This is a genomic window from Xenophilus sp. Marseille-Q4582 (genome assembly GCF_916700565.1).
GTDB lineage: Bacteria > Pseudomonadota > Gammaproteobacteria > Burkholderiales > Burkholderiaceae_C > Xenophilus.
This window is the reverse complement of record NZ_CAKAKO010000006.1, coordinates 222,865-240,129: the sequence shown is the minus strand read 5'-3', so window position 1 is coordinate 240,129 and position 17,265 is coordinate 222,865. Positions and strand designations below refer to the sequence as shown.

17 protein-coding genes and 1 tRNA gene are annotated in these 17,265 nt (G+C 70.5%); 11 read left to right on the top strand and 7 right to left on the bottom strand.

The genetic code is table 11. The features are described from left to right. The first annotated feature begins 6 nt into the window (after window positions 1-6). The 3 genes from LG388_RS21265 to LG388_RS21255 are packed head-to-tail and all read left to right on the top strand — an operon-like array spanning window position 7 to window position 2,347. Window positions 7-1,071 (top strand): branched-chain amino acid ABC transporter permease, encoded by a 1,065-nt coding sequence (locus tag LG388_RS21265; protein ID WP_225784577.1) that lies wholly within the window; start codon window positions 7-9, stop codon window positions 1,069-1,071. After that, a complete protein-coding gene (locus LG388_RS21260; RefSeq protein WP_225784576.1) occupies window positions 1,068-1,967 on the top strand; it encodes an alpha/beta fold hydrolase in 900 nt (299 codons plus the stop codon). The genes LG388_RS21265 and LG388_RS21260 overlap by 4 nt, the downstream gene beginning before the upstream one ends. Beyond that, complete coding sequence (locus tag LG388_RS21255) at window positions 1,964-2,347, top strand: phage integrase family protein (RefSeq protein ID WP_225784575.1); 384 nt, start codon at window positions 1,964-1,966, stop codon at window positions 2,345-2,347. Before LG388_RS21260 ends, LG388_RS21255 begins: the two co-directional genes overlap by 4 nt. Here the strand turns inward: LG388_RS21255 and LG388_RS21250 are convergent. Genes LG388_RS21250 through LG388_RS21240 form a run of 3 tightly spaced genes read right to left on the bottom strand, consistent with a single transcriptional unit; the run spans window position 2,291 to window position 4,145 of the window. After that, on the bottom strand, window positions 2,291-3,109 hold the full coding sequence (locus LG388_RS21250) for a DUF2145 domain-containing protein (RefSeq protein ID WP_225784574.1): 819 nt from the start codon (window positions 3,107-3,109) through the stop codon (window positions 2,291-2,293). The genes LG388_RS21255 and LG388_RS21250 overlap by 57 nt on opposite strands. Further along, a complete protein-coding gene (locus tag LG388_RS21245) occupies window positions 3,109-3,597 on the bottom strand; it encodes a hypothetical protein (RefSeq protein WP_225784573.1) in 489 nt (162 codons plus the stop codon). Before LG388_RS21245 ends, LG388_RS21250 begins: the two co-directional genes overlap by 1 nt. A 32-nt stretch (window positions 3,598-3,629) precedes the next feature. After that, window positions 3,630-4,145 (bottom strand): YiaA/YiaB family inner membrane protein, encoded by a 516-nt coding sequence (locus LG388_RS21240; RefSeq protein ID WP_370630216.1) that lies wholly within the window; start codon window positions 4,143-4,145, stop codon window positions 3,630-3,632. Between the two features lie 325 nt (window positions 4,146-4,470). Here LG388_RS21240 and LG388_RS26865 point away from each other — a divergent pair, with 325 nt between their 5' ends. Then, on the top strand, window positions 4,471-4,713 hold the full coding sequence (locus LG388_RS26865) for a hypothetical protein (RefSeq protein ID WP_370630215.1): 243 nt from the start codon (window positions 4,471-4,473) through the stop codon (window positions 4,711-4,713). A 31-nt stretch (window positions 4,714-4,744) separates the two neighbouring features. Here the strand turns inward: LG388_RS26865 and hemH are convergent, their stop codons facing one another. Next, on the bottom strand, window positions 4,745-5,818 hold the full coding sequence (gene hemH, locus LG388_RS21230; RefSeq protein ID WP_225784572.1) for a ferrochelatase: 1,074 nt from the start codon (window positions 5,816-5,818) through the stop codon (window positions 4,745-4,747). 15 nt (window positions 5,819-5,833) lie between these two features. Here hemH and LG388_RS21225 point away from each other — a divergent pair, with 15 nt between their 5' ends. Continuing rightward, on the top strand, window positions 5,834-6,562 hold the full coding sequence (locus LG388_RS21225; protein ID WP_225784571.1) for an HAD family hydrolase: 729 nt from the start codon (window positions 5,834-5,836) through the stop codon (window positions 6,560-6,562). Window positions 6,563-6,734: 172 nt separating this feature from the next. Beyond that, window positions 6,735-7,193, top strand: coding sequence for an SH3 domain-containing protein (locus LG388_RS21220; protein WP_225784570.1), 459 nt, complete (start codon window positions 6,735-6,737; stop codon window positions 7,191-7,193). A 24-nt stretch (window positions 7,194-7,217) separates the two neighbouring features. Here LG388_RS21220 and hpnE read toward each other — a convergent pair whose 3' ends face one another. The 3 genes from hpnE to hpnC form a co-directional block, all read right to left on the bottom strand. Beyond that, window positions 7,218-8,477 carry a hydroxysqualene dehydroxylase HpnE gene (hpnE, locus tag LG388_RS21215; protein ID WP_225784569.1) on the bottom strand — a complete coding sequence of 420 codons (1,260 nt, stop codon included), beginning with the start codon at window positions 8,475-8,477 and terminating at the stop codon, window positions 7,218-7,220. A 26-nt stretch (window positions 8,478-8,503) separates the two neighbouring features. Further along, entirely contained in the window at window positions 8,504-9,346 is an 843-nt protein-coding gene (hpnD, locus tag LG388_RS21210) for a presqualene diphosphate synthase HpnD (RefSeq protein WP_225784568.1), read from the bottom strand. A gap of 68 nt (window positions 9,347-9,414) precedes the next feature. Next, a complete protein-coding gene (gene hpnC / locus LG388_RS21205; protein ID WP_225784567.1) occupies window positions 9,415-10,311 on the bottom strand; it encodes a squalene synthase HpnC in 897 nt (298 codons plus the stop codon). A gap of 167 nt (window positions 10,312-10,478) precedes the next feature. On the opposite strand from hpnC, the gene LG388_RS21200 reads away from it, so the two are divergent. The 5 genes from LG388_RS21200 (at window position 10,479) to clpP (ending at window position 17,229) form a co-directional block, all read left to right on the top strand. After that, window positions 10,479-11,687, top strand: a complete 1,209-nt coding sequence (locus LG388_RS21200) for an efflux RND transporter periplasmic adaptor subunit (protein ID WP_225784566.1) — start codon at window positions 10,479-10,481, stop codon at window positions 11,685-11,687. Further along, window positions 11,687-14,935 carry an efflux RND transporter permease subunit gene (locus LG388_RS21195; protein ID WP_225784565.1) on the top strand — a complete coding sequence of 1,083 codons (3,249 nt, stop codon included), beginning with the start codon at window positions 11,687-11,689 and terminating at the stop codon, window positions 14,933-14,935. The genes LG388_RS21200 and LG388_RS21195 overlap by 1 nt, the downstream gene beginning before the upstream one ends. Before the next feature lie 133 nt (window positions 14,936-15,068). Next, window positions 15,069-15,155: transfer RNA gene (locus LG388_RS21190), tRNA-Leu, on the top strand. Window positions 15,156-15,192: 37 nt separating this feature from the next. Further along, window positions 15,193-16,506 carry a trigger factor gene (gene tig, locus LG388_RS21185; protein WP_225784564.1) on the top strand — a complete coding sequence of 438 codons (1,314 nt, stop codon included), beginning with the start codon at window positions 15,193-15,195 and terminating at the stop codon, window positions 16,504-16,506. A gap of 114 nt (window positions 16,507-16,620) precedes the next feature. Beyond that, a complete protein-coding gene (clpP, locus tag LG388_RS21180; RefSeq protein ID WP_225784563.1) occupies window positions 16,621-17,229 on the top strand; it encodes an ATP-dependent Clp endopeptidase proteolytic subunit ClpP in 609 nt (202 codons plus the stop codon). The last annotated feature ends 36 nt before the right edge of the window (window positions 17,230-17,265 follow it).

Here is a 17,265-nt window from a genome sequence, read left to right as displayed (position 1 = left end):
CACACCATGATCCGACGACTTCTTTCCGACGACCTGCCGCGCAGCCGCGTGCTGGCCGTGCTGCTGCTGGCGGTGCTGCTGGGCCTGGCCTTCGCGCCCTTCATCTTCCCGGGCGTCAAGGCGCTCAACGTGGCGGCCAAGATCCTGGTCTTCATCGTGCTGGTGGCCAGCTTCGACCTGCTGCTGGGCTACACCGGCATCGTGAGCTTCGCGCACACCATGTTCTTCGGCATCGGTGCGTACGGCATCGCCATCGCCGCCTCGCGCATGGGCGCGGGCTGGGACGCCATCGCCGTGGGCCTGGTGGGCGCGCTGGCGGTCTCGCTGCTGCTGGCGCTGGTGATCGGGCTGTTCTCGCTGCGCGTGCGGGCCATCTTCTTCGCCATGATCACGCTGGCCGTGGCCTCGGCCTTCCTCACGCTGGCCTCGCAGCTGTCGGAGTTCACGGGCGGCGAAGACGGCCTGACCTTCCGGCTGCCCGAGATCATCTCGCCGAGCTTCGAGTTCAGCGACGAGCCCTTTCTGGGGGTGTCGCTGGACGGCCGGCTGCTGTGCTACTACCTGCTGTTCGTGGTCACGGTCGGACTGATGCTGGCCATGCTGCGCATCGTCAACTCGCCGTTCGGCCGCGTGTTGCAGGCGATTCGCGAGAACGAGTTCCGCGCCGAGGCCATCGGCTACCGCGTGGTGGTCTACCGCACGCTGGCGGCCGTGCTGTCGGCCCTGTTCGCCACGCTGGCCGGCGCCATGCTGGCGATCTGGCTGCGCTACAACGGACCGGACACCTCGCTGTCTTTCGAGATCATGGTCGACATCCTGCTGATCGTGGTGATCGGCGGCATGGGCACGGTGTACGGCGCGGCCATCGGTGCCGTGCTCTTCGTGATCGCGCAGAGCTACCTGCAGGACCTGCTGCGGCTGGGGCATGAAGCCACGTCGGCGTTGCCCTGGCTGTCGGCCCTGCTGTCGCCCGACCGCTGGCTGCTGTGGCTGGGCCTGCTGTTCGTGCTGTCGGTCTATTACTTCCCGACGGGCATCGTCGGCAAACTGCGTGCGAGGGCCCTGCAATGAGCGCCGGTGTGACTGCCACTTCCTGCTACGCCCGGCTGTGCGGGCGCGAGATCCACTGGATGGCGTGGAGCCCCGCGGAGGCGCGCGATGCGCCCGCCGTGATCGCCTGGCACGGCCTGGCGCGCACCGGACGCGACATGGACGAACTGGCCGTCCACCTGGCCGAACGCGGCTACCGCGTGATCTGCCCCGACACGCTGGGCCGCGGCCTGAGCCAGTGGAGCCCGCAGCCGGACGAGGAGTACCAGCTGCGCTTCTATGCCCGGCTGGCCGAAGCGCTGTGCGCGCACCTGCAGCTGGAACAGGTGCACTGGGTGGGGACTTCGATGGGCGGCGCCATCGGCACGGTGTGCGCCTCGGGCCTGTTCGAACCCGCCATGCAGCGACGCATCCGCAGCCTGGTGCTCAACGACAACGCCCCCGAGCTGGCCGCGCCGGCGCTGGCGCGCATCAAGGCCTATGCGGGCCAGCCGCCGGCCTTCGACACGGTGGCCGAGCTGGAGGCCTTCTTCCGCACGGTCTACCAACCCTATGGCTGGCTCAGCGATGCGCAGTGGCGCCGGCTGACCGAAACCTCCACGCGCCGCCTGCCCGACGGCCGCGTGACGCCGCACTACGACCCGGCCATGGTGCGCCAGTTCACGGCGCACGAGAACGACTACCTGATCTGGCCGCATTACGACGCTTTGCAGGTGCCGGTGCTGCTGCTGCGCGGCGCGGAGTCGGACCTGGTGCTGCCCGAGGCCGTGGCGCGGATGCGCATGCGCGGCCCCGGTGCAGCAGGACGGCTGGAGGTGATCGAGGTGCCCGACTGCGGCCATGCGCCGGCGCTGAACGTGCCCTCGCAGCTCGATGCGGTGCTGGCCTTCGTCCGCAGCGCGGAGCAGCATCCGTGAGCGCGTTGGCCGGATTCGGTGAGACCGAGGGGGCCGTGCCCTGCGCGGCCGATGCCGTGGAGCGCTGGTTCGAGCCCCTGCTCGCCCGGCGGCTGGCGCAGGCCGGCATGGGCACGCTGGGCGCGCTCGCGCAGCGCATCAATGAAGCTGGCGCGCGCTGGTGGTACCCGGTGCGCGGCATGGGGGTGACGCGTGCCGCGCGTGTGGTGCAGTGGCTGCAGGCGCAACCGGGCGCCTTGGGGCTGCGGGCGCCGGCGGTGAACGCGGTGCTGGGCGAGAGCGGCGTCGGGCGCGGCGACAAGGCCGCGCCGCGTGTGGCCGGCTCACAGGCGCTGGATTGGGCCGGCCAGCTGGGCGCGCTGCAGCCAGTCGAACACTGAATCCACCGTCACCGTCTCGATGCGGTCCGAGAAGCGCTTCTCGTTCGGATGGTCGTCGAAGGCGATGTGCGCGCTGCCGACCCGCCCGCCCAGGCGCGTGAGCGGGCCCAGCCGCAGGGCGGTCGGCTCATAGCCCTTGAAGCGAAGCCAGGCCTGGGCCTGCTCGCGCGTGCGGATGGTGGCGGGCTCCATCGCGCCGGCCATCGTTTCGGCGGCCCACTGGTTCGACTGCTGGTACTTCTGGCCCCAGGCGTAGCTGACCATGCTGTAGGCGGGTTGATGCAAGGCCTTGGCGCGGACCCGGTCCGTCAGCACGGGCAGCATCCGCTGCTGCGCCTCGCGCGTCGGTACCACCCAGGCGGCTTCATGGCGCCACAGGTCGTCCAGGAAGAACTCGCCCAGCCCCTGCCGATAGATCTGCGCCACGGCCGTGCCGCACTGGTTGAGCTTGTGCACCACGCGCCAGTGGCCGTCGGGCGTGCGGTAGGCCCAGCCCAGGTGCGAGTAGTGCAGCCGGTACTTCGACAGGTCCTGCCCCGCGCGGGCCAGCACCACCACCTGCGTGCCGCTGCGCGCGTACTCGGCATCGAGCGCGCGCGCGGTGCGCTCGGCCAGCCGCATGCCCTGTTCGATGCGCGCGGGCGTGGGCGGCCGGGTGTCGCAGGCGCGGCCGGCATGGGCGGCGCCCGCCACGGCCACCAGCACCAGGGCTGCAAGGAACCGCGCGCGGCGCGGATGGATTCGGACGGCACGGGCGTGCATCACAGCACCTCGTTGTGCAGCAGCGCGCGGCCCAGCGCATTCGGGATGAAGGCCAGCACCTCGCCGGCCGCCGACAGGATGACGCCGGTGCCGATCACGCTGCAATGAACCACCGTGCCCACGCCGTGGGCGGCGGCCGAGGCCGCGCGCCCGGAGAGCTCGATGCTGGCCTGCGCGCCGTCGGAGGCTCGCTCCAGCACATACACCGTGCCGCGGGCCGAGGCGTCGACCGCGACGACGGTGAGCACCGCGCCGCCCACCGACAGCGCGACCGGCAAGGCCATGGCGGCGCCGGCCACCGAGCCGGCGACAGCCGAACCGGCCGCCGCGGAGCCGACGACCGAGGCCACGGGCATCAGCGACAGGGCGGCGGAAGCTTCGCTCTGCGCCTGGGCCGGCGCGATGGCGGTGGCGAGCAGGGCGCCGGCCAGGCCCAGATGGGCGGCCAGGCGCTTCAGGGGAGAAAGGGGACCGGAAAAGGCGCGCATGGAGGGCTCCTGAGGCAAGGCGGGCGCGGCAATCAGGCCGCGTCGCGTTCACGCTCGCGCTCGATGGCGGCATGCACGGACAGGCGGGCTTCGGCCAGGTCGGCTTCGTGGCGGTCCCGCAGCATCTTGGCCAGCGTGAAGGCCGTGGTGATCAGGTACAGCCAGCTCACGCCCAGGAAGGCCTTGTAGGTGACGTTGATCGCCATGCCCAGCAGGCCCCAGCCCGTGAGGCCCATGGCGACCGCGAAGCCGCCCCAGACCACCAGCTTCCACATCGGCGTGTCGCCCGCGCTGCGGCGGGTGGACTGCTGGTCGCGCACGAACTTGGCCAGCACGAAGGCGGCCGAGAGGCAGAACACATAACCCATGACCATGAAGGCCTGTTCCAGGCGTTCGCCCGGCAGCCAGGCCAGGCCGGTGGCGCACAGGAAGACGGCGATGCCGAAGGAGATCCACACCTGGAGTTGCCAGGCGCGGGTGTCGCGGGGAACGGCGGAAGCGGCGGGATGCGGCATGGAAGCGGTGCCCGGTGGGCGGCTGTTGAACATGACGCGATGTTCTCCAGCTTGTTCGATCGAAGGATCGTTTCGATGTCCATGTGGATCCGTGAGAGACGTTAGGTATCTCCATTCGATACCTTCGAGGGGTGGCGACCAGTGCCAGCGCGGCGTTCCGCACGCGGGGACGCAGGCGGTGCTCTACTTGGCCGCTCGTTCCGCTTCCATGCCCGTCATGTCGTCTCGCATCACCGCTGACCAACTCCGGCTTCTGGCTGCCGCGGCGCCGCCCACCGCGGATGAGGCTTGCACCTGCCGCATCCTGCAGGCTGTGGCGGCCTGGGAGAGCGTGACGGACGCGCGCTAGCCCGAAGGCATGGAACTGCTGGGCACGCTGCGCGCCGAGGAAGAGGCCGAGCCGACCTATGAAGAGTTCCACCCGGCCGGCACGCGCTATGACTCGCCGCAGGCGCCGATCGCGGTGGACTGGTTTCCGTTCAACCGAAGCGACGTCTATCGCTGCGCTCGATGCCAGCGCCTCTTCCTGCGCTACACGGAATACGGCGGCTACTACATCGATCACCGGGTGCGCAGGGTCGATGCGGCGCTGATCGTCTGACGGCGCCTGCGAGCGGGCTGCGTGAACCGGCTCAGGCGGGCGCATTCCGGCCGGTCGGCCAGCCCGCAAGATGCCGCTCGGCCAGGTCGGCCAGGGCCGTGATCCAGTGGCGGTCGTCGTTGAGCGCGGGGATGTAGTGGAATTCCTTGCCGCCGCTGTGCAGGAAGGCTTCGCGGCCTTCCATGGCGATTTCTTCCAGCGTCTCCAGGCAGTCGGCGGGAAAGCCCGGGCACAGCACGTCCACGCGCCCGAGGCCCGAGGCGCCCAGCTCGCGCAGCGTGGGCTCGGTGTAGGGCTCCAGCCATCGGGCGCGGCCAAAGCGTGACTGGAAGGTGCAGCGCCAGGCGCTGGCGGGCAGTTGCAGGCGCTCGGCCAGAAGCCGGGCGGTGCGCAGGCATTGGTCCTGGTACGGATCACCCAGCGCGATGTTGCGCGCCGGAATGCCATGAAAGCTCATCACGAGCTGGTCAGGGCGGCCGTGGTGCTGCCAGTGCGCGAGCACGCTGCGCGCGAGTGCGTCGATGTAGCCGGCGTCGTCGTGGTAGTCGTTGACGAAGCGCAGTTCCAGCTGCCTGCGCTGCCGGGCCTGCCAGGCGTTGATGGCATCGATGGTGCTGGCCGTCGTGGTGGCCGAGTACTGCGGATAGGCCTGCATGACCAGCACGCGCGTCACGCCCTCGGCCACCAGCGCGTCGAGCTGGCTTTCCAGCGAAGGCTGGCCGTAGCGCATGGCGTCGCGCACGGCCACGCGGTGGCCGCGCTCGCCGAGCCAGCCGCGCAGCAGGGCGGCCTGCTTGCGCGTCCACACCGAGAGCGGCGAACCGTCGGGCGTCCAGATGCTGGCGTACTTCGCCGCCGACTTGGCGGGCCGGGTGCGCAGGATCACGCCGTGCAGGATCGGCAGCCAGGCGGCGCGCGGAATTTCGACCACGCGCGGGTCGCCCAGGAACTGGGCGAGGTAGGGACGCACGGCCGCCGCCGTGGGCGACGCGGGCGATCCGAGGTTGCACCACAGCACGGCGGTGCGCGGTGCGGGGGGCGGGGCGGTGGAGGCGGGGAGGGGGGCGGCCGGGGCGGCGCCGGGCGCGGTGGCAGAGCGGGGCATGCGATATTCTGGGCCATGACTTCCGCCGATCCGGCCCCGACGGCGCTGACACTCGACGTGCGGCGCATCCAGGGCATCACCCTGGACCTCGACGACACCCTGTGGCCCATCTGGCCCACCATCGAGCGTGCCGAGCGCGTGCTGCACCGATGGCTGCAGGTCCATGCCCCGCGCACCGCCACCCTCGTGACCGATCCGGCCGTGCTCCGTGAACTGCGCGAAGCGACGGCGCGCGAACGCTCCGACCTCGCGCACGACCTGGCCGCGCTGCGGCGCGAATCCATCCGCGGCGCGCTGCGGCGCGCCGGCGAGGATACGGCGCTGGCCGAGCCGGCCTTCGAGGTCTTCTACGCCGAACGCCAGCGCGTGCAGCTCTACGACGACGCCTTGCCGGCGCTGCGCTGGCTCAGCGAGCGCTACCCACTGGTTGCCGTCTCCAACGGCAACGCCGACCTGGAGCGCACGGGCGTGGCGCGCTGGTTCCGCACCGGCTTCAGCGCCAAGGCCTTCGGCAGCGGCAAGCCGCATGCGCCCATCTTCCGCGCGGCGGCGGCCTCCATCGGGCTGCTGCCGCGCGACGTTCTGCACGTGGGCGACGACGCCGCGCTGGACGTGGCCGGCGCGCTCAATGCCGGCATGCAGGCCGCCTGGCTGGTGCGCGACGAGCGCCCCTGGGCCGAAGGCACGCGGCCGCAGCTGATCGTGCCCAACCTGCATGCGCTGTGCATGGCGCTGGACGGCTGAGGCGCTTGCGGGGCGCATGCGGCGCGCGCCGATGCGTGCCACCGGTTGAAGAACCTTCGCTTTCACCGGGAACCATTCGCAACACAGGCACACCCACAGGGCGCCGTCTTCCGCCCCGAAGCGGGAAGGCGGCGACTTTCTTGTCCTGTTTTGAATGAAAGGCTTGTTCCGCATGTCCATCGCGCTCCGTCGCCTGCCCGCCCTGTTCCTGCTTCTGTGCACCCTGCTGCTGGCGTTGCCGGCGGCCCATGCGCAACAGATGGTGGCGGCCGCGCGCGACGGCGTGATGCTGCGCGCCGCGGCCAGCCAGCGCGCCGAGGCCCGCTGGTCGGTGGACAAGGGCTATCCGCTGCAGGTGGTGAGCCGCAAGGGTGCGTGGCTGCGCGTGCGCGATTTCGAAGGCGACCGCGCCTGGGTGCTGAGCTCGCGCACCAACCGGCAGGCGCACATGGTGTCGAAGGTGCAGGCGCTGAACGTGCGCGCGACGCCGAGCGCGCGTGCGCGCGTGGTGGCGCGCGCCGGCTATGGCGACGTGCTGCGCACCGTGGAACGGCGCGGCGACTGGGTGAAGGTACGCACCAAGGGCGGCACCGTGGGCTGGGTCTCGCGGCGGCTGGTCTGGGGCTGGTGAGCCGGCCGGGCGCCGCGCGGGCCTTCAGGGGCGCGCCGCGGCCGCGCCGCTGAGCACCGCGCCTTCCAGCGTGGCCGGGTAGGGCCCGGCCACATAGTCGCCACAGGCCCGCAGGCCGGGTGCGATCTCCATCCCGGGCCGCTGCACTTCGGGCGTGCAGGCGAAGGTGGCCCGCTTCTCGACGAGGGTCTGCAGCACCCGCAGGCCGCTCCAGCCCAGTTGCACCTGGGCCTGTGCCAGCACGCGGGCCTGCAGTTCGTCGCGCGCCAGCGTGCTGGCGCTGACCACGAAGGCGGCCAGGCCGGCCGGGCCGCCCAGCCGCGCGCGGTCGAAGACGAACTGCGCGGGCGCGCGGTGGGGGTCGCTGCGCAGGGCGCACATCGGCCGCCCGCCAGGCAGTGGACCCGCGTTCGTCACATACACGGTGGCGATGGCTTCATGGCCCAGTGCACGGGCGGCGCCCAGCCATTCGGCGGCCTCGGGCAGACGGGCCTGCTGCACCAGCCGCGCGCTTTCCCAGGCCGGCGTGGCCAGCAGGACGCGGTCGAACAGCGCCTCGTCCACGCGCCAGCGCGCGCCTTCGCGCGCCAGCGATTGCACGCGCCGGCCCAGGGCGGTCTGCGCGCCGCGGGCGGTGAGCCACGCAAGCGCCGCATCGGGCAGCAGGGCGCCGAGGTCCGCGCGCGGCAGCAGCAGATCGGCGCCGCCGGCTTCGCCGAACAGCGCGTCGCGCAGCACGCGCAGGAAGACCGCGCCGCTCGCGCGCCCGGGCGGCACGTTGAGCGCCGACACGCACAGCGGCTCGATCAGCTCGGCCATCACGCGCGCGGACAGCGGCGCACAGAGATCGGCCACGCTGTGCCCGGGCGCGCAGGCGAAGCCGCGCAGCCGCCATTGCAGGGCTGCGCGCACGAGGCCGTATTTGTCGCGCAGCGTCCAGCCGCGCGCGCCCCAGATGCCGGCCAGAAGATCCATCGGCGGCTTCAGGCCCGCCGGCACTTCGAGGCCGCCACCGTCCGCAAAGCGCAGCGCCAGGGGCATGCGCAGCAACACCGCGTCGGGCGGCACGCCCACCTCGCGCATCAGCGCCAGGGTGGCGCGGTAGGCGCCGATCAGGATGTGCTGCCCGTTGTCGAGCACCGTGCCGTCTTCGGCCACGACGCGGCGCGCGCGGCCGCCCGGCGTTCGCGCGGCCTCGAACAGCGTCACGGCCTCGCCGGCCTGCGCGGCCCGCACGGCGGCCGCCAGGCCGGCCCAGCCGGCGCCGATGACGGCGGTGCGCATCGGCGCCGCGTGGGGCGCTGCGCCGCTCACATCCGCCCCAGCGCCTGCACCTTCCACGCCAGCCACAGCTTGCGCAGGGGCGTGAGGGCGATGCGCTGGTGCAGCACCTGGAAGTTCTCGTCCTCGATCTCGCGCAGCAAGGTCCGGTAGATGCTGGCCATCATCAGGCCCGGCTTCTGCGCGCGCCGGTCGGCGGGAGGCAGCAGGGCCAGGGCTTCGTCGTACAGCGACTGGGCGCGCTGGGCCTGGAAGCGCATCAGCGCCACGAAGCGCTCCGAATGCACGCGGCCGAGGATCTCGTGGGCCTTGACGTCGAACTGCTGCAGCTCGTTGACGGGCAGGTAGATGCGCCCGCGCATGGCGTCCTCGCCCACGTCGCGGATGATGTTGGTCAGCTGCAGCGCCAGGCCCAGCTTGTGGGCGTACTGCGAGGTCTGCGCTTCGGCCTGACCGAAGATGCGGGCCGAGACTTCGCCCACCACGCCGGCCACCAGGTGGCAATAGCGCTGCAGGCCTGGCCAGTCGAGGTAGCGGGTCTGCTGCAGGTCCATTTCGCAGCCCTGGATCACTTCCTGCAATTGCCGTTGCTCGATGCCGAAGGCGGCGGTGTGCGGCATCAGCGCCTTCATCACCGGATGCGTGGGGCGGCCGCCGAAGGCGTTGGCCACCTCGCCGGCCCACCAAGCCAGCTTGGTGGCGGCCACACCGGCGTCGGTGGTGTCGTCGACCACGTCGTCCACTTCGCGGCAGAAGGCATAGAAGGCCGTGATGGCCGCGCGCCGCTCGGGAGGCAGGAAAAGGAAGGCGTAATAGAAGCTGCTGCCCGAGGCGGCGGCCTTGTTCTGGACGTATTGCTCGGGGGTGCTCATCGGCGGGGCGCGGGTCTCATGGCAGGCGATTGTCGCGGGGTGGCGCAAGGGGTGCCCCGGGGCGGGGATCAGCGAACGGGCCTCATGCGCAGCGCGCGCCACAGCAGGCGGGGGGCGTCCCGGCGCGTGACGGTGGGCCGCTGCGTGAAGGTGTCGAAACCCAGCGCCTCGATCTTGTCGAGGATGGCGAGTCCGCCCTGCACGACCAGGCGCAGCTCCCATCCCATGCGGCCGGGCATGCGGTGCACCAGCGGGGCGCCGTCGTGCATCAGGTCGCGCGCCCATTGCACCTCGCGTGCGACGAGCGCGCGGGCAGACTTGGGCGGCCGGGCATCGCCCAGCGGCAGGAAGCTGTGGAAGTCCGAGGGGCTCAGCCCGTGCGCGGCGCAGTCGGCCAGCGGCAGGTAGAAGCGCCCGCGTGGCAGGTCGACGGACAGGTCCTGCCAGAAGTTGATGAGCTGCAGCGCACTGCAGATCGCGTCGCTCTGCGCGCGCGCATGGGCGTCATCCACGCCGGCCAGGTGCAGCAGCAGGCGCCCGACCGGGTTGGCGGAGCGGCGGCAGTAGTCGAGCAGCTCGGGCGCGTCGGCATAGCGGCGGGCGGCCTGCGTCCAGGCCACGTCCTGCCGGAAGGCGTCGAGCAGGTCGCCCAGCGGCGCTTCGGGCAGCGCGAAATCGGCGATGGCCCGCGCGAGCGGGCCGAAGACCTGGGGCCAGCGGGCCGACGCGCCGTCGCCGCGCACGGCGCGGGCCAGGTCGTCGCCGTAGAGCTGCAGATCGGCCAGGCGCTGCGCCGCCGGGGCATCGCCTTCGTCGGCGATGTCGTCCGCGGTGCGCGCGAAGGCATACAGGGCGGCGATGGGCGGGCGCAGCCGCGGCGGGCACAGCCAGGAGGCGACGGGGAAGTTCTCGTAGTGAGCGGGCGGGGCGGCCTGCGCGGGCGCGACGGAGGGGGTGAGCGGCACGGGCGCGATTGTCGGGGCAGCGCCCGGCCGGGCGGCCGTGGTGCCGGCGGGGTCGCGCGTTGACAGCCGCCCCTGGCCTCGCCTAAATTACTAACCCTTCGGTCATTAACTCGGCGGGGCGATGTTGCTCTGCCTGCCAACGGCCTGCGCGAGCGGGTGTCTTTCTCATGGCTCTGGTCCCTGAACTGCCCGCGCCCGCGGCGCCTTCCCGCGCACCGCGCTCGCGCCTGTCCCTTCTTCTGGCGCCGGCGCTCGTGGGCCTGGCGCTGGCCGGCTGTTCGCGCCCGGCGCCCCCGCCGGAGCCGGTGCGGGCCGTGAAGGTGATGGAGGTGGGGTTGCGCCCGGTGGACAGCGGTGCCGAGTTCTCGGCCGAGGTGCGGGCGCGCGTGGAATCGCGCCTGGGCTTCCGCGTCGCGGGCAAGATCACGCGGCGCCCCGCCGAACTGGGCCAGCCCGTCCAGCCGGGCCAGGTGCTGGCCCAGCTCGATCCACAGGACTACCAATTGCAGGCCGAGGCCGCGCGCGCCCAGGCCGTGGCCGCGCAGACGCAGCGCGACCTGGCGGCGGCAGACCTGAAGCGCTACCGCGAGCTGCGGGCGCAGAACTTCATCAGCAGCGCGGAGCTGGAGCGCCGCGAGGCCAGCCACAAGTCGGCGCAGGCGCAGCTGGAGCAGGCCCAGGCGCAGGTCGCGGCGCAGGGCAACCAGGCGCGCTACACCACGCTGGTGGCCGATGTGGCGGGTGTCGTCACGGGCATCGAGGCCGAGGTGGGCCAGGTGGTGTCGGCCGGCACGCCCGTGGTGCGCATCGCGCAGGACGGCGCGCGCGACGTGGTGTTTTCCGTCCCCGAGGACAAGGCCGCGCTGCTGCGCCCCGGCTCGGCCGTGCAGGTGCGCGGCTGGACGCCTGGGGAGGAGCTGGAAGGCAAGGTGCGCGAGGTGGCGGCCAGTGCCGACCCGGTGACGCGCACCTACCTGGTCAAGGTGCAGATCGACGCGGCCACGGCGCCGCCGCTGGGCGCCACGGTCTATGCGCGGCCGCAGGCGCTGTCGGCGCAGGGCGCGCCGGTCATCAAGCTGCCGACCAGCGCGTTGCGCCAGGAGGGCAACGGCAGCGCCGTCTGGGTGCTGGACATGGACAGCATGCGCGTGCGTTCGCAGCCCGTGCAGGTGGGCTCGGTGGACGGCAACGAGGCCGTGGTCACCGAAGGGCTCACGCCGGGCCAGCGTGTGGTGACGGCGGGCGTGCATGTGCTCGCGCCGGGGCAGACGGTGAGCATCTACCGCGAGCCCGGCGCCGCTGCACCCGCGCCCGCACTGGTGCCGACGCCCCCGGCGTCGGCACAGCCCGCCACACCGGCCACCGGAGCCCGCTGATGACGGCCCAGAACAAGGGGCAGGGCGGCTTCAACCTGTCCAAGTGGGCGCTGGACCACGGCCCGCTGACCCGCTACCTCATGGCGGTGCTGATGGTGCTGGGCATCGCGGCCTACTTCCAGCTGGGGCAGGACGAAGACCCGCCCTTCACCTTCCGTGCGATGGTGGTGCGCACCTACTGGCCCGGCGCCACGGCGCAGCAGGTGGCCGAGCAGGTCACGGACAAGATCGAGCGCACGCTGCAGGAAGTGCCCTACGCCGACAAGATCCGCAGCTATTCCAAGCCCGGTGAGTCGCAGGTCATCTTCGAGATCAAGGACAGCTCCAGGCCCGCCGAGGTGCCGCAGGTCTGGTACACGGTGCGCAAGAAGATCGGCGACATCCGCTATACGCTGCCGCAGAACATCCAGGGCCCCTTCTTCAACGACGAGTTCGGCGACGTCTACGGCGTGATCTATGCGCTGCAGGGCGACGGCTACAGCTATGCCGAGCTCAAGACCTTCGCCGACGACGTGCGCCAGCAACTGCTGCGCGTGAAGGACGTGGCCAAGGTCGAGCAGTTTGGCGTGCAGGACGAGAAGGTCTGGATCGAGGTGTCGCACAAGCGCCTGGCGCAGCTGGGGCTGGACTTCAACCAGGTGCTGCAGCAGCTGGGCGCGCAGAACGCCGTCGAGAGCGCGGGCGCGATCCAGTCGCCGCAGGACGTGGTGCAGGTGCGCGTGGGCGGCCAGTTCACCGACGTGGAGCAGCTGCGCGCGATGCCCATCCGTGGCAGCTCGGGGCTGCAGCTGCGGCTGGGCGACATCGCCGAGGTGAAGCGGGGCTACGTCGACCCGCCCTCGGTCAAGGTGCGCTTCCAGGGGCAGGAAACTATCGCGCTGGGCATTTCCATGGCCAAGGGCGGCGACATCATCGGCCTGGGCAAGGCGCTGCGCGAGGCCACGGCCCGCATCGAGGGGACGCTGCCCGCGGGCCTGACGCTGGCGCAGGTGCAGGACCAGCCGGCCTCGGTGTCGGCTTCGGTCAACGAGTTCGTCAAGGTGCTGATCGAGGCGGTGGTGATCGTGCTGGCCGTGAGCTTCGTCTCGCTGGGGCTGCACAAGGGCGGGCGAAACAGGATCTTTGGCGGCTGGTACATCGACTATCGGCCAGGCCTGGTGGTGGGCATCACCATTCCGCTGGTGCTGGCCGTCACCTTCCTGGCCATGCACTACTTCGACATCGGCCTGCACAAGGTGTCGCTGGGCTCGCTGATCATCGCGCTGGGCCTGCTGGTGGACGACGCCATCATTGCGGTGGAGATGATGGTGCGCAAGATGGAGGAGGGCTACGACAAGGTGCGCGCCGCCACCTTCGCGTATGACGTGACGGCCAAGCCCATGCTCACGGGCACGCTGATCACGGCGGCCGGCTTCCTGCCCATCGGCATCGCCAAGTCGGTGACGGGCGAATACACCTTCGCCATCTTCGCGGTGACGGTGATCGCGCTGGTGCTGTCGTGGATCGTGTCGGTGTACTTCGTGCCCTACCTGGGCACGCTGCTGCTGAAGGTGAAGCCGCATGATCCGCAAGGAAACGCCGGGCCGTCCCAATTTTCCTTGTCCCCCTCGGGGGGCGGTCTGGGCGAAGCCCAGGCCTCGGGGCTCATGACTTCGCCGCACGAACTCTTCGATTCACCTTTCTACAAGCGCTTCCGCGGCGCCGTGGGCTGGTGCGTGGACCACCGCTGGCTCACCATCGCGGCCACGGTCGTCATCTTCGGCCTCGGCATCTTCGGCATGACGCGCGTGCAGCAGCAGTTCTTTCCCGATTCGAGCCGGCCCGAGATCATGGTGGACCTGTGGTTCCCCGAAGGCACCTCGCTGGCCGCCAACGAGGCGGTGGCGCAGCGATTGGAGCAGCGCCTGATGCGCGAGGAGGGCGTGGTCAACGTGGCGAGTTGGATCGGCTCCGGCACGCCGCGCTTTTACCTGCCGCTGGACCAAGTCTTCCCGCAGAGCAACGTGTCGCAGTTCATCGTGCTGGCCCAGGACCTGCCCACGCGCGAGCGCCTGCGCCGCGAGCTGCAGACCGTGCTGGCGCAGGAGTTCCCCGAGGCGCGCGGCCGCGTGAAGCTGCTGCCCAACGGGCCGCCCGTGCCGTACCCGGTGATGTTCCGCGTGATCGGCAGCGACCCGGCGCGGTTGCGCCAGCATGCCGACGAGGTGAAGGCCTATGTGCGCACCCATCCGGCCATGATCGGCACCAACGACAACTGGAACGAATCGGTCAAGACGGTGCGGCTGGAGGTGGACCAGGCCAAGGCGCGCGCGCTGGGCGTGAGCAGCCAGGCCATCGCGCAGGCCTCGCGCACCCTGTTCACGGGCACCACCGTGGGCCAGTACCGCGAGAACGACAAGCTGATCGACATCGTGCTGCGCCAGTCGCCCGACGAGCGCGAGGCGATCTCGGACATCGCCAACGCCTACCTCCCCACGGCCTCGGGCCGCTCCATTCCGCTGACCCAGATCGCGCGTCCGGTCTTCGCCTGGGAGCCCGGCGTGATGTGGCGCTGGAACCGCAACTATGCCGTGACGGTGCAGGGCGACATCGCCGAGGGCCTGCAAGGCGCCACGGTGACGGCGCAGCTGCTGCCGGGCCTGCGCGAGATGGAGGCGCGCTGGCACGCGGCCGGCGAAACGGGCTACCGGATCGAGGTGGCCGGCGCGGTGGAAGAAAGCAGCAAGGGCTCGTCCTCCATCGTGGCGGGCGTGCCGATCATGCTCTTCGTGGTGTTCACGCTGCTGATGCTGCAACTGCACAGCTTCAGCCGTGCGCTGCTGGTCTTCCTGACCGGGCCGCTGGGTATCGCGGGCGTGGCGGCGGCGCTGCTGCTGCTGAACCGGCCCTTCGGCTTCGTGGCGCTGCTGGGCGTGATCGCGCTCATGGGCATGATCCAGCGCAACTCGGTGATCCTGATCGACCAGATCGAGAGTGACCGCGCGGCCGGCGTGCCCGCGCGCGACGCGATCATCGAGTCGGCCGCGCGGCGCCTGCGGCCCATCGTGCTCACGGCCGCGGCGGCCGTGCTGGCGATGATTCCGCTGTCGCGCAGTGTGTTCTGGGGGCCGATGGCGGTGGCCATCATGGGCGGCCTCATCGTGGCCACCGTGCTCACGCTGCTGGCGCTGCCGGCCATGTATGCCGCGGCCTTCCGCGTGAAGCGCGAGCCCGACGCCGGCGCCGGCGCCGGCGCCGGCGCGCCGTAGCGGCCCCGGCTTTGATCCGGCGCCGCGCAGGTGCGAGGCGGGGAAGGCCCTCGATTGCGCATAAAATGCTCGGTTGACCGATTTCGACGGGCGGTCCATACCGGACGGCCCGTTTTTCGTTTTCATCGACGCTGCGCGGGTGGCGAAATTGGTAGACGCACCAGGTTTAGGTCCTGACGCCAGCAATGGTGTGGGGGTTCGAGTCCCCCCCCGCGCACCACCGTCGATTCCAGGCGATCTTCATAAGGATTAGACACATGACCGTGAATGTTGAGACGCTCGAGAAGCTCGAACGCAAGATCACGCTGACGCTGCCTGTGGACAGCATCAAGAGCGAAGTGGACTCGCGCCTCAAGCGCCTGGCCCGCACCGTCAAGATGGACGGCTTCCGTCCCGGCAAGGTGCCGATGACGGTGGTGGCCCAGCGTTACGGCTATTCGGTGCAGTACGAGGTCGTGAACGACAAGGTCGGCCAGGCCTTCTCGCAGGCCGCCAACGAAGCCAATCTGCGCGTGGCGGGCCAGCCCACCATCACCGAGAAGGAAGGCGCGCCCGAAGGCCAGCTGGCTTTCGACGCCGTGTTCGAGGTCTTCCCCGAAGTGAAGATCAATGACCTGTCGGGCGCCGAGATCGAACGCGTGTCCGCCGAAGTGGGCGACGAAGCCATCGACCGCACGCTGGACATCCTGCGCAAGCAGCGCCGCACCTTCGCCCAGCGCGCCCAGGACGCGGCCGCCGAGGATGGCGACCGCGTGACCGTGGACTTCGAAGGCAAGATCGACGGCGAGCCCTTCGAGGGCGGCAAGGCAGCCGACTTCCAGTTCGTGGTCGGCGAAGGCCAGATGCTCAAGGAGTTCGAGGAGGCCGTGCGTGGCATGAAGGCCGGCGACAGCCGCACCTTCCCGCTTGCCTTCCCCGCCGACTACCATGGCAAGGACGTGGCCGGCAAGACGGCCGACTTCCTGGTCACGGTGAAGAAGATCGAGGCTTCGCACCTGCCCGAAGTGAACGAGCAGCTGGCCAAGTCGCTGGGCATCGCCGAAGGCACCGTGGAAGCGCTGCGCGCCGACATCCGCAAGAACCTGGAGCGCGAAGTCAAGTTCCGCCTGCTGGCGCGCAACAAGAACGCCGTGATGGATGCGCTGATCGCCAACGCCGAGCTGGACCTGCCCAAGTCCACCGTGCAGGCCGAGATCGACCGCATGGTCGAGGGCGCGCGTGCCGAGCTGAAGCAGCGCGGCATCAAGGACGCCGACAAGGCCCCGATCCCGGCCGACATCTTCCGCGAGCAGGCCGAGCGCCGCGTGCGCCTGGGCCTGGTGGTGGCCGAAGTGGTGCGAGCCAACGAGCTGCAGGCCAAGCCCGAGCAGATCAAGGCCCACATCGACGAGCTGGCCGCGAGCTATGAAAAGCCGGCCGACGTGGTGCGCTGGTACTACGGCGACAACCGTCGCCTGGCCGAAGTCGAGGCCGTGGTGATCGAGAACAACGTCACCGACTACGTGCTGGGCAAGGCCAAGGTCACGGACAAGGCCCTGTCCTTCGACGACCTCATGGCGCAGCAGGCCTGATGGGCCGTTCACGCCCGCGGGCGTGAAGACATGGGGCTTGTGCCGCACGGCACAGGCCCCATTTCATTAGGACTTACAGTTCGGCTCACAGTAGCGGCTCTTCCGGAGAGAAACATGAGTGCACACGAAACCCAGGCCCTGGGCCTGATCCCGATGGTGATCGAGCAGTCGGGGCGCGGTGAACGTTCCTTCGACATCTATTCGCGCCTGCTCAAGGAGCGCGTGATCTTCCTGGTCGGCGAAGTGAACGACCAGACCGCCAACCTCGTGGTGGCGCAGTTGCTGTTCCTGGAAAGCGAGAACCCCGACAAGGACATCTCGCTGTACATCAACTCGCCCGGCGGCAGCGTGACGGCCGGCATGTCGATCTACGACACCATGCAGTTCATCAAGCCCGACGTGTCGACCATGTGCCTGGGCTTCGCGGCCAGCATGGGCGCCTTCCTGCTGGCGGCCGGCGCCAAGGGCAAGCGCTATTCGCTGCCCAATTCCAAGGTCATGATCCACCAGGTGCTGGGTGGCGCGCGCGGCCAGGCGACCGACATCGAGATCCAGGCGCGCGACATCCTGCGCACCAAGGACCAGATGAACCGCATTCTGGCCGAGCGCACGGGCCAGCCGCTGGAGAAGGTCAAGGCCGACACCGAACGCGACTACTACATGACCGCCGACGAATCCAAGGCCTACGGCATCGTCGACCAGGTCATCGCGCAGCGCAGCTGACGCAAGGCGGGCGCCACTGCGCTCCCCCCGGCGCCC

Excerpts from the sequence above, each read along its gene's own strand:
- LG388_RS21265 (WP_225784577.1), top strand. The coding sequence starts at position 7 with ATGATCCGACGACTTCTTTCCGACGACCTGCCGCGCAGCCGCGTGCTG.
- LG388_RS21260 (WP_225784576.1), top strand. The coding sequence starts at position 1,068 with ATGAGCGCCGGTGTGACTGCCACTTCCTGCTACGCCCGGCTGTGCGGG.
- LG388_RS21250 (WP_225784574.1), bottom strand. The coding sequence starts at position 3,109 with ATGCACGCCCGTGCCGTCCGAATCCATCCGCGCCGCGCGCGGTTCCTT.
- LG388_RS21245 (WP_225784573.1), bottom strand. The coding sequence starts at position 3,597 with ATGCGCGCCTTTTCCGGTCCCCTTTCTCCCCTGAAGCGCCTGGCCGCC.
- LG388_RS21240 (WP_370630216.1), bottom strand. The coding sequence starts at position 4,145 with ATGTTCAACAGCCGCCCACCGGGCACCGCTTCCATGCCGCATCCCGCC.
- LG388_RS26865 (WP_370630215.1), top strand. The coding sequence starts at position 4,471 with ATGGAACTGCTGGGCACGCTGCGCGCCGAGGAAGAGGCCGAGCCGACC.
- hemH (WP_225784572.1), bottom strand. The coding sequence starts at position 5,818 with ATGCCCCGCTCTGCCACCGCGCCCGGCGCCGCCCCGGCCGCCCCCCTC.
- LG388_RS21225 (WP_225784571.1), top strand. The coding sequence starts at position 5,834 with ATGACTTCCGCCGATCCGGCCCCGACGGCGCTGACACTCGACGTGCGG.
- LG388_RS21220 (WP_225784570.1), top strand. The coding sequence starts at position 6,735 with ATGTCCATCGCGCTCCGTCGCCTGCCCGCCCTGTTCCTGCTTCTGTGC.
- hpnE (WP_225784569.1), bottom strand. The coding sequence starts at position 8,477 with ATGCGCACCGCCGTCATCGGCGCCGGCTGGGCCGGCCTGGCGGCCGCC.
- hpnD (WP_225784568.1), bottom strand. The coding sequence starts at position 9,346 with ATGAGCACCCCCGAGCAATACGTCCAGAACAAGGCCGCCGCCTCGGGC.
- LG388_RS21200 (WP_225784566.1), top strand. The coding sequence starts at position 10,479 with ATGGCTCTGGTCCCTGAACTGCCCGCGCCCGCGGCGCCTTCCCGCGCA.
- LG388_RS21195 (WP_225784565.1), top strand. The coding sequence starts at position 11,687 with ATGACGGCCCAGAACAAGGGGCAGGGCGGCTTCAACCTGTCCAAGTGG.
- tig (WP_225784564.1), top strand. The coding sequence starts at position 15,193 with ATGACCGTGAATGTTGAGACGCTCGAGAAGCTCGAACGCAAGATCACG.
- clpP (WP_225784563.1), top strand. The coding sequence starts at position 16,621 with ATGAGTGCACACGAAACCCAGGCCCTGGGCCTGATCCCGATGGTGATC.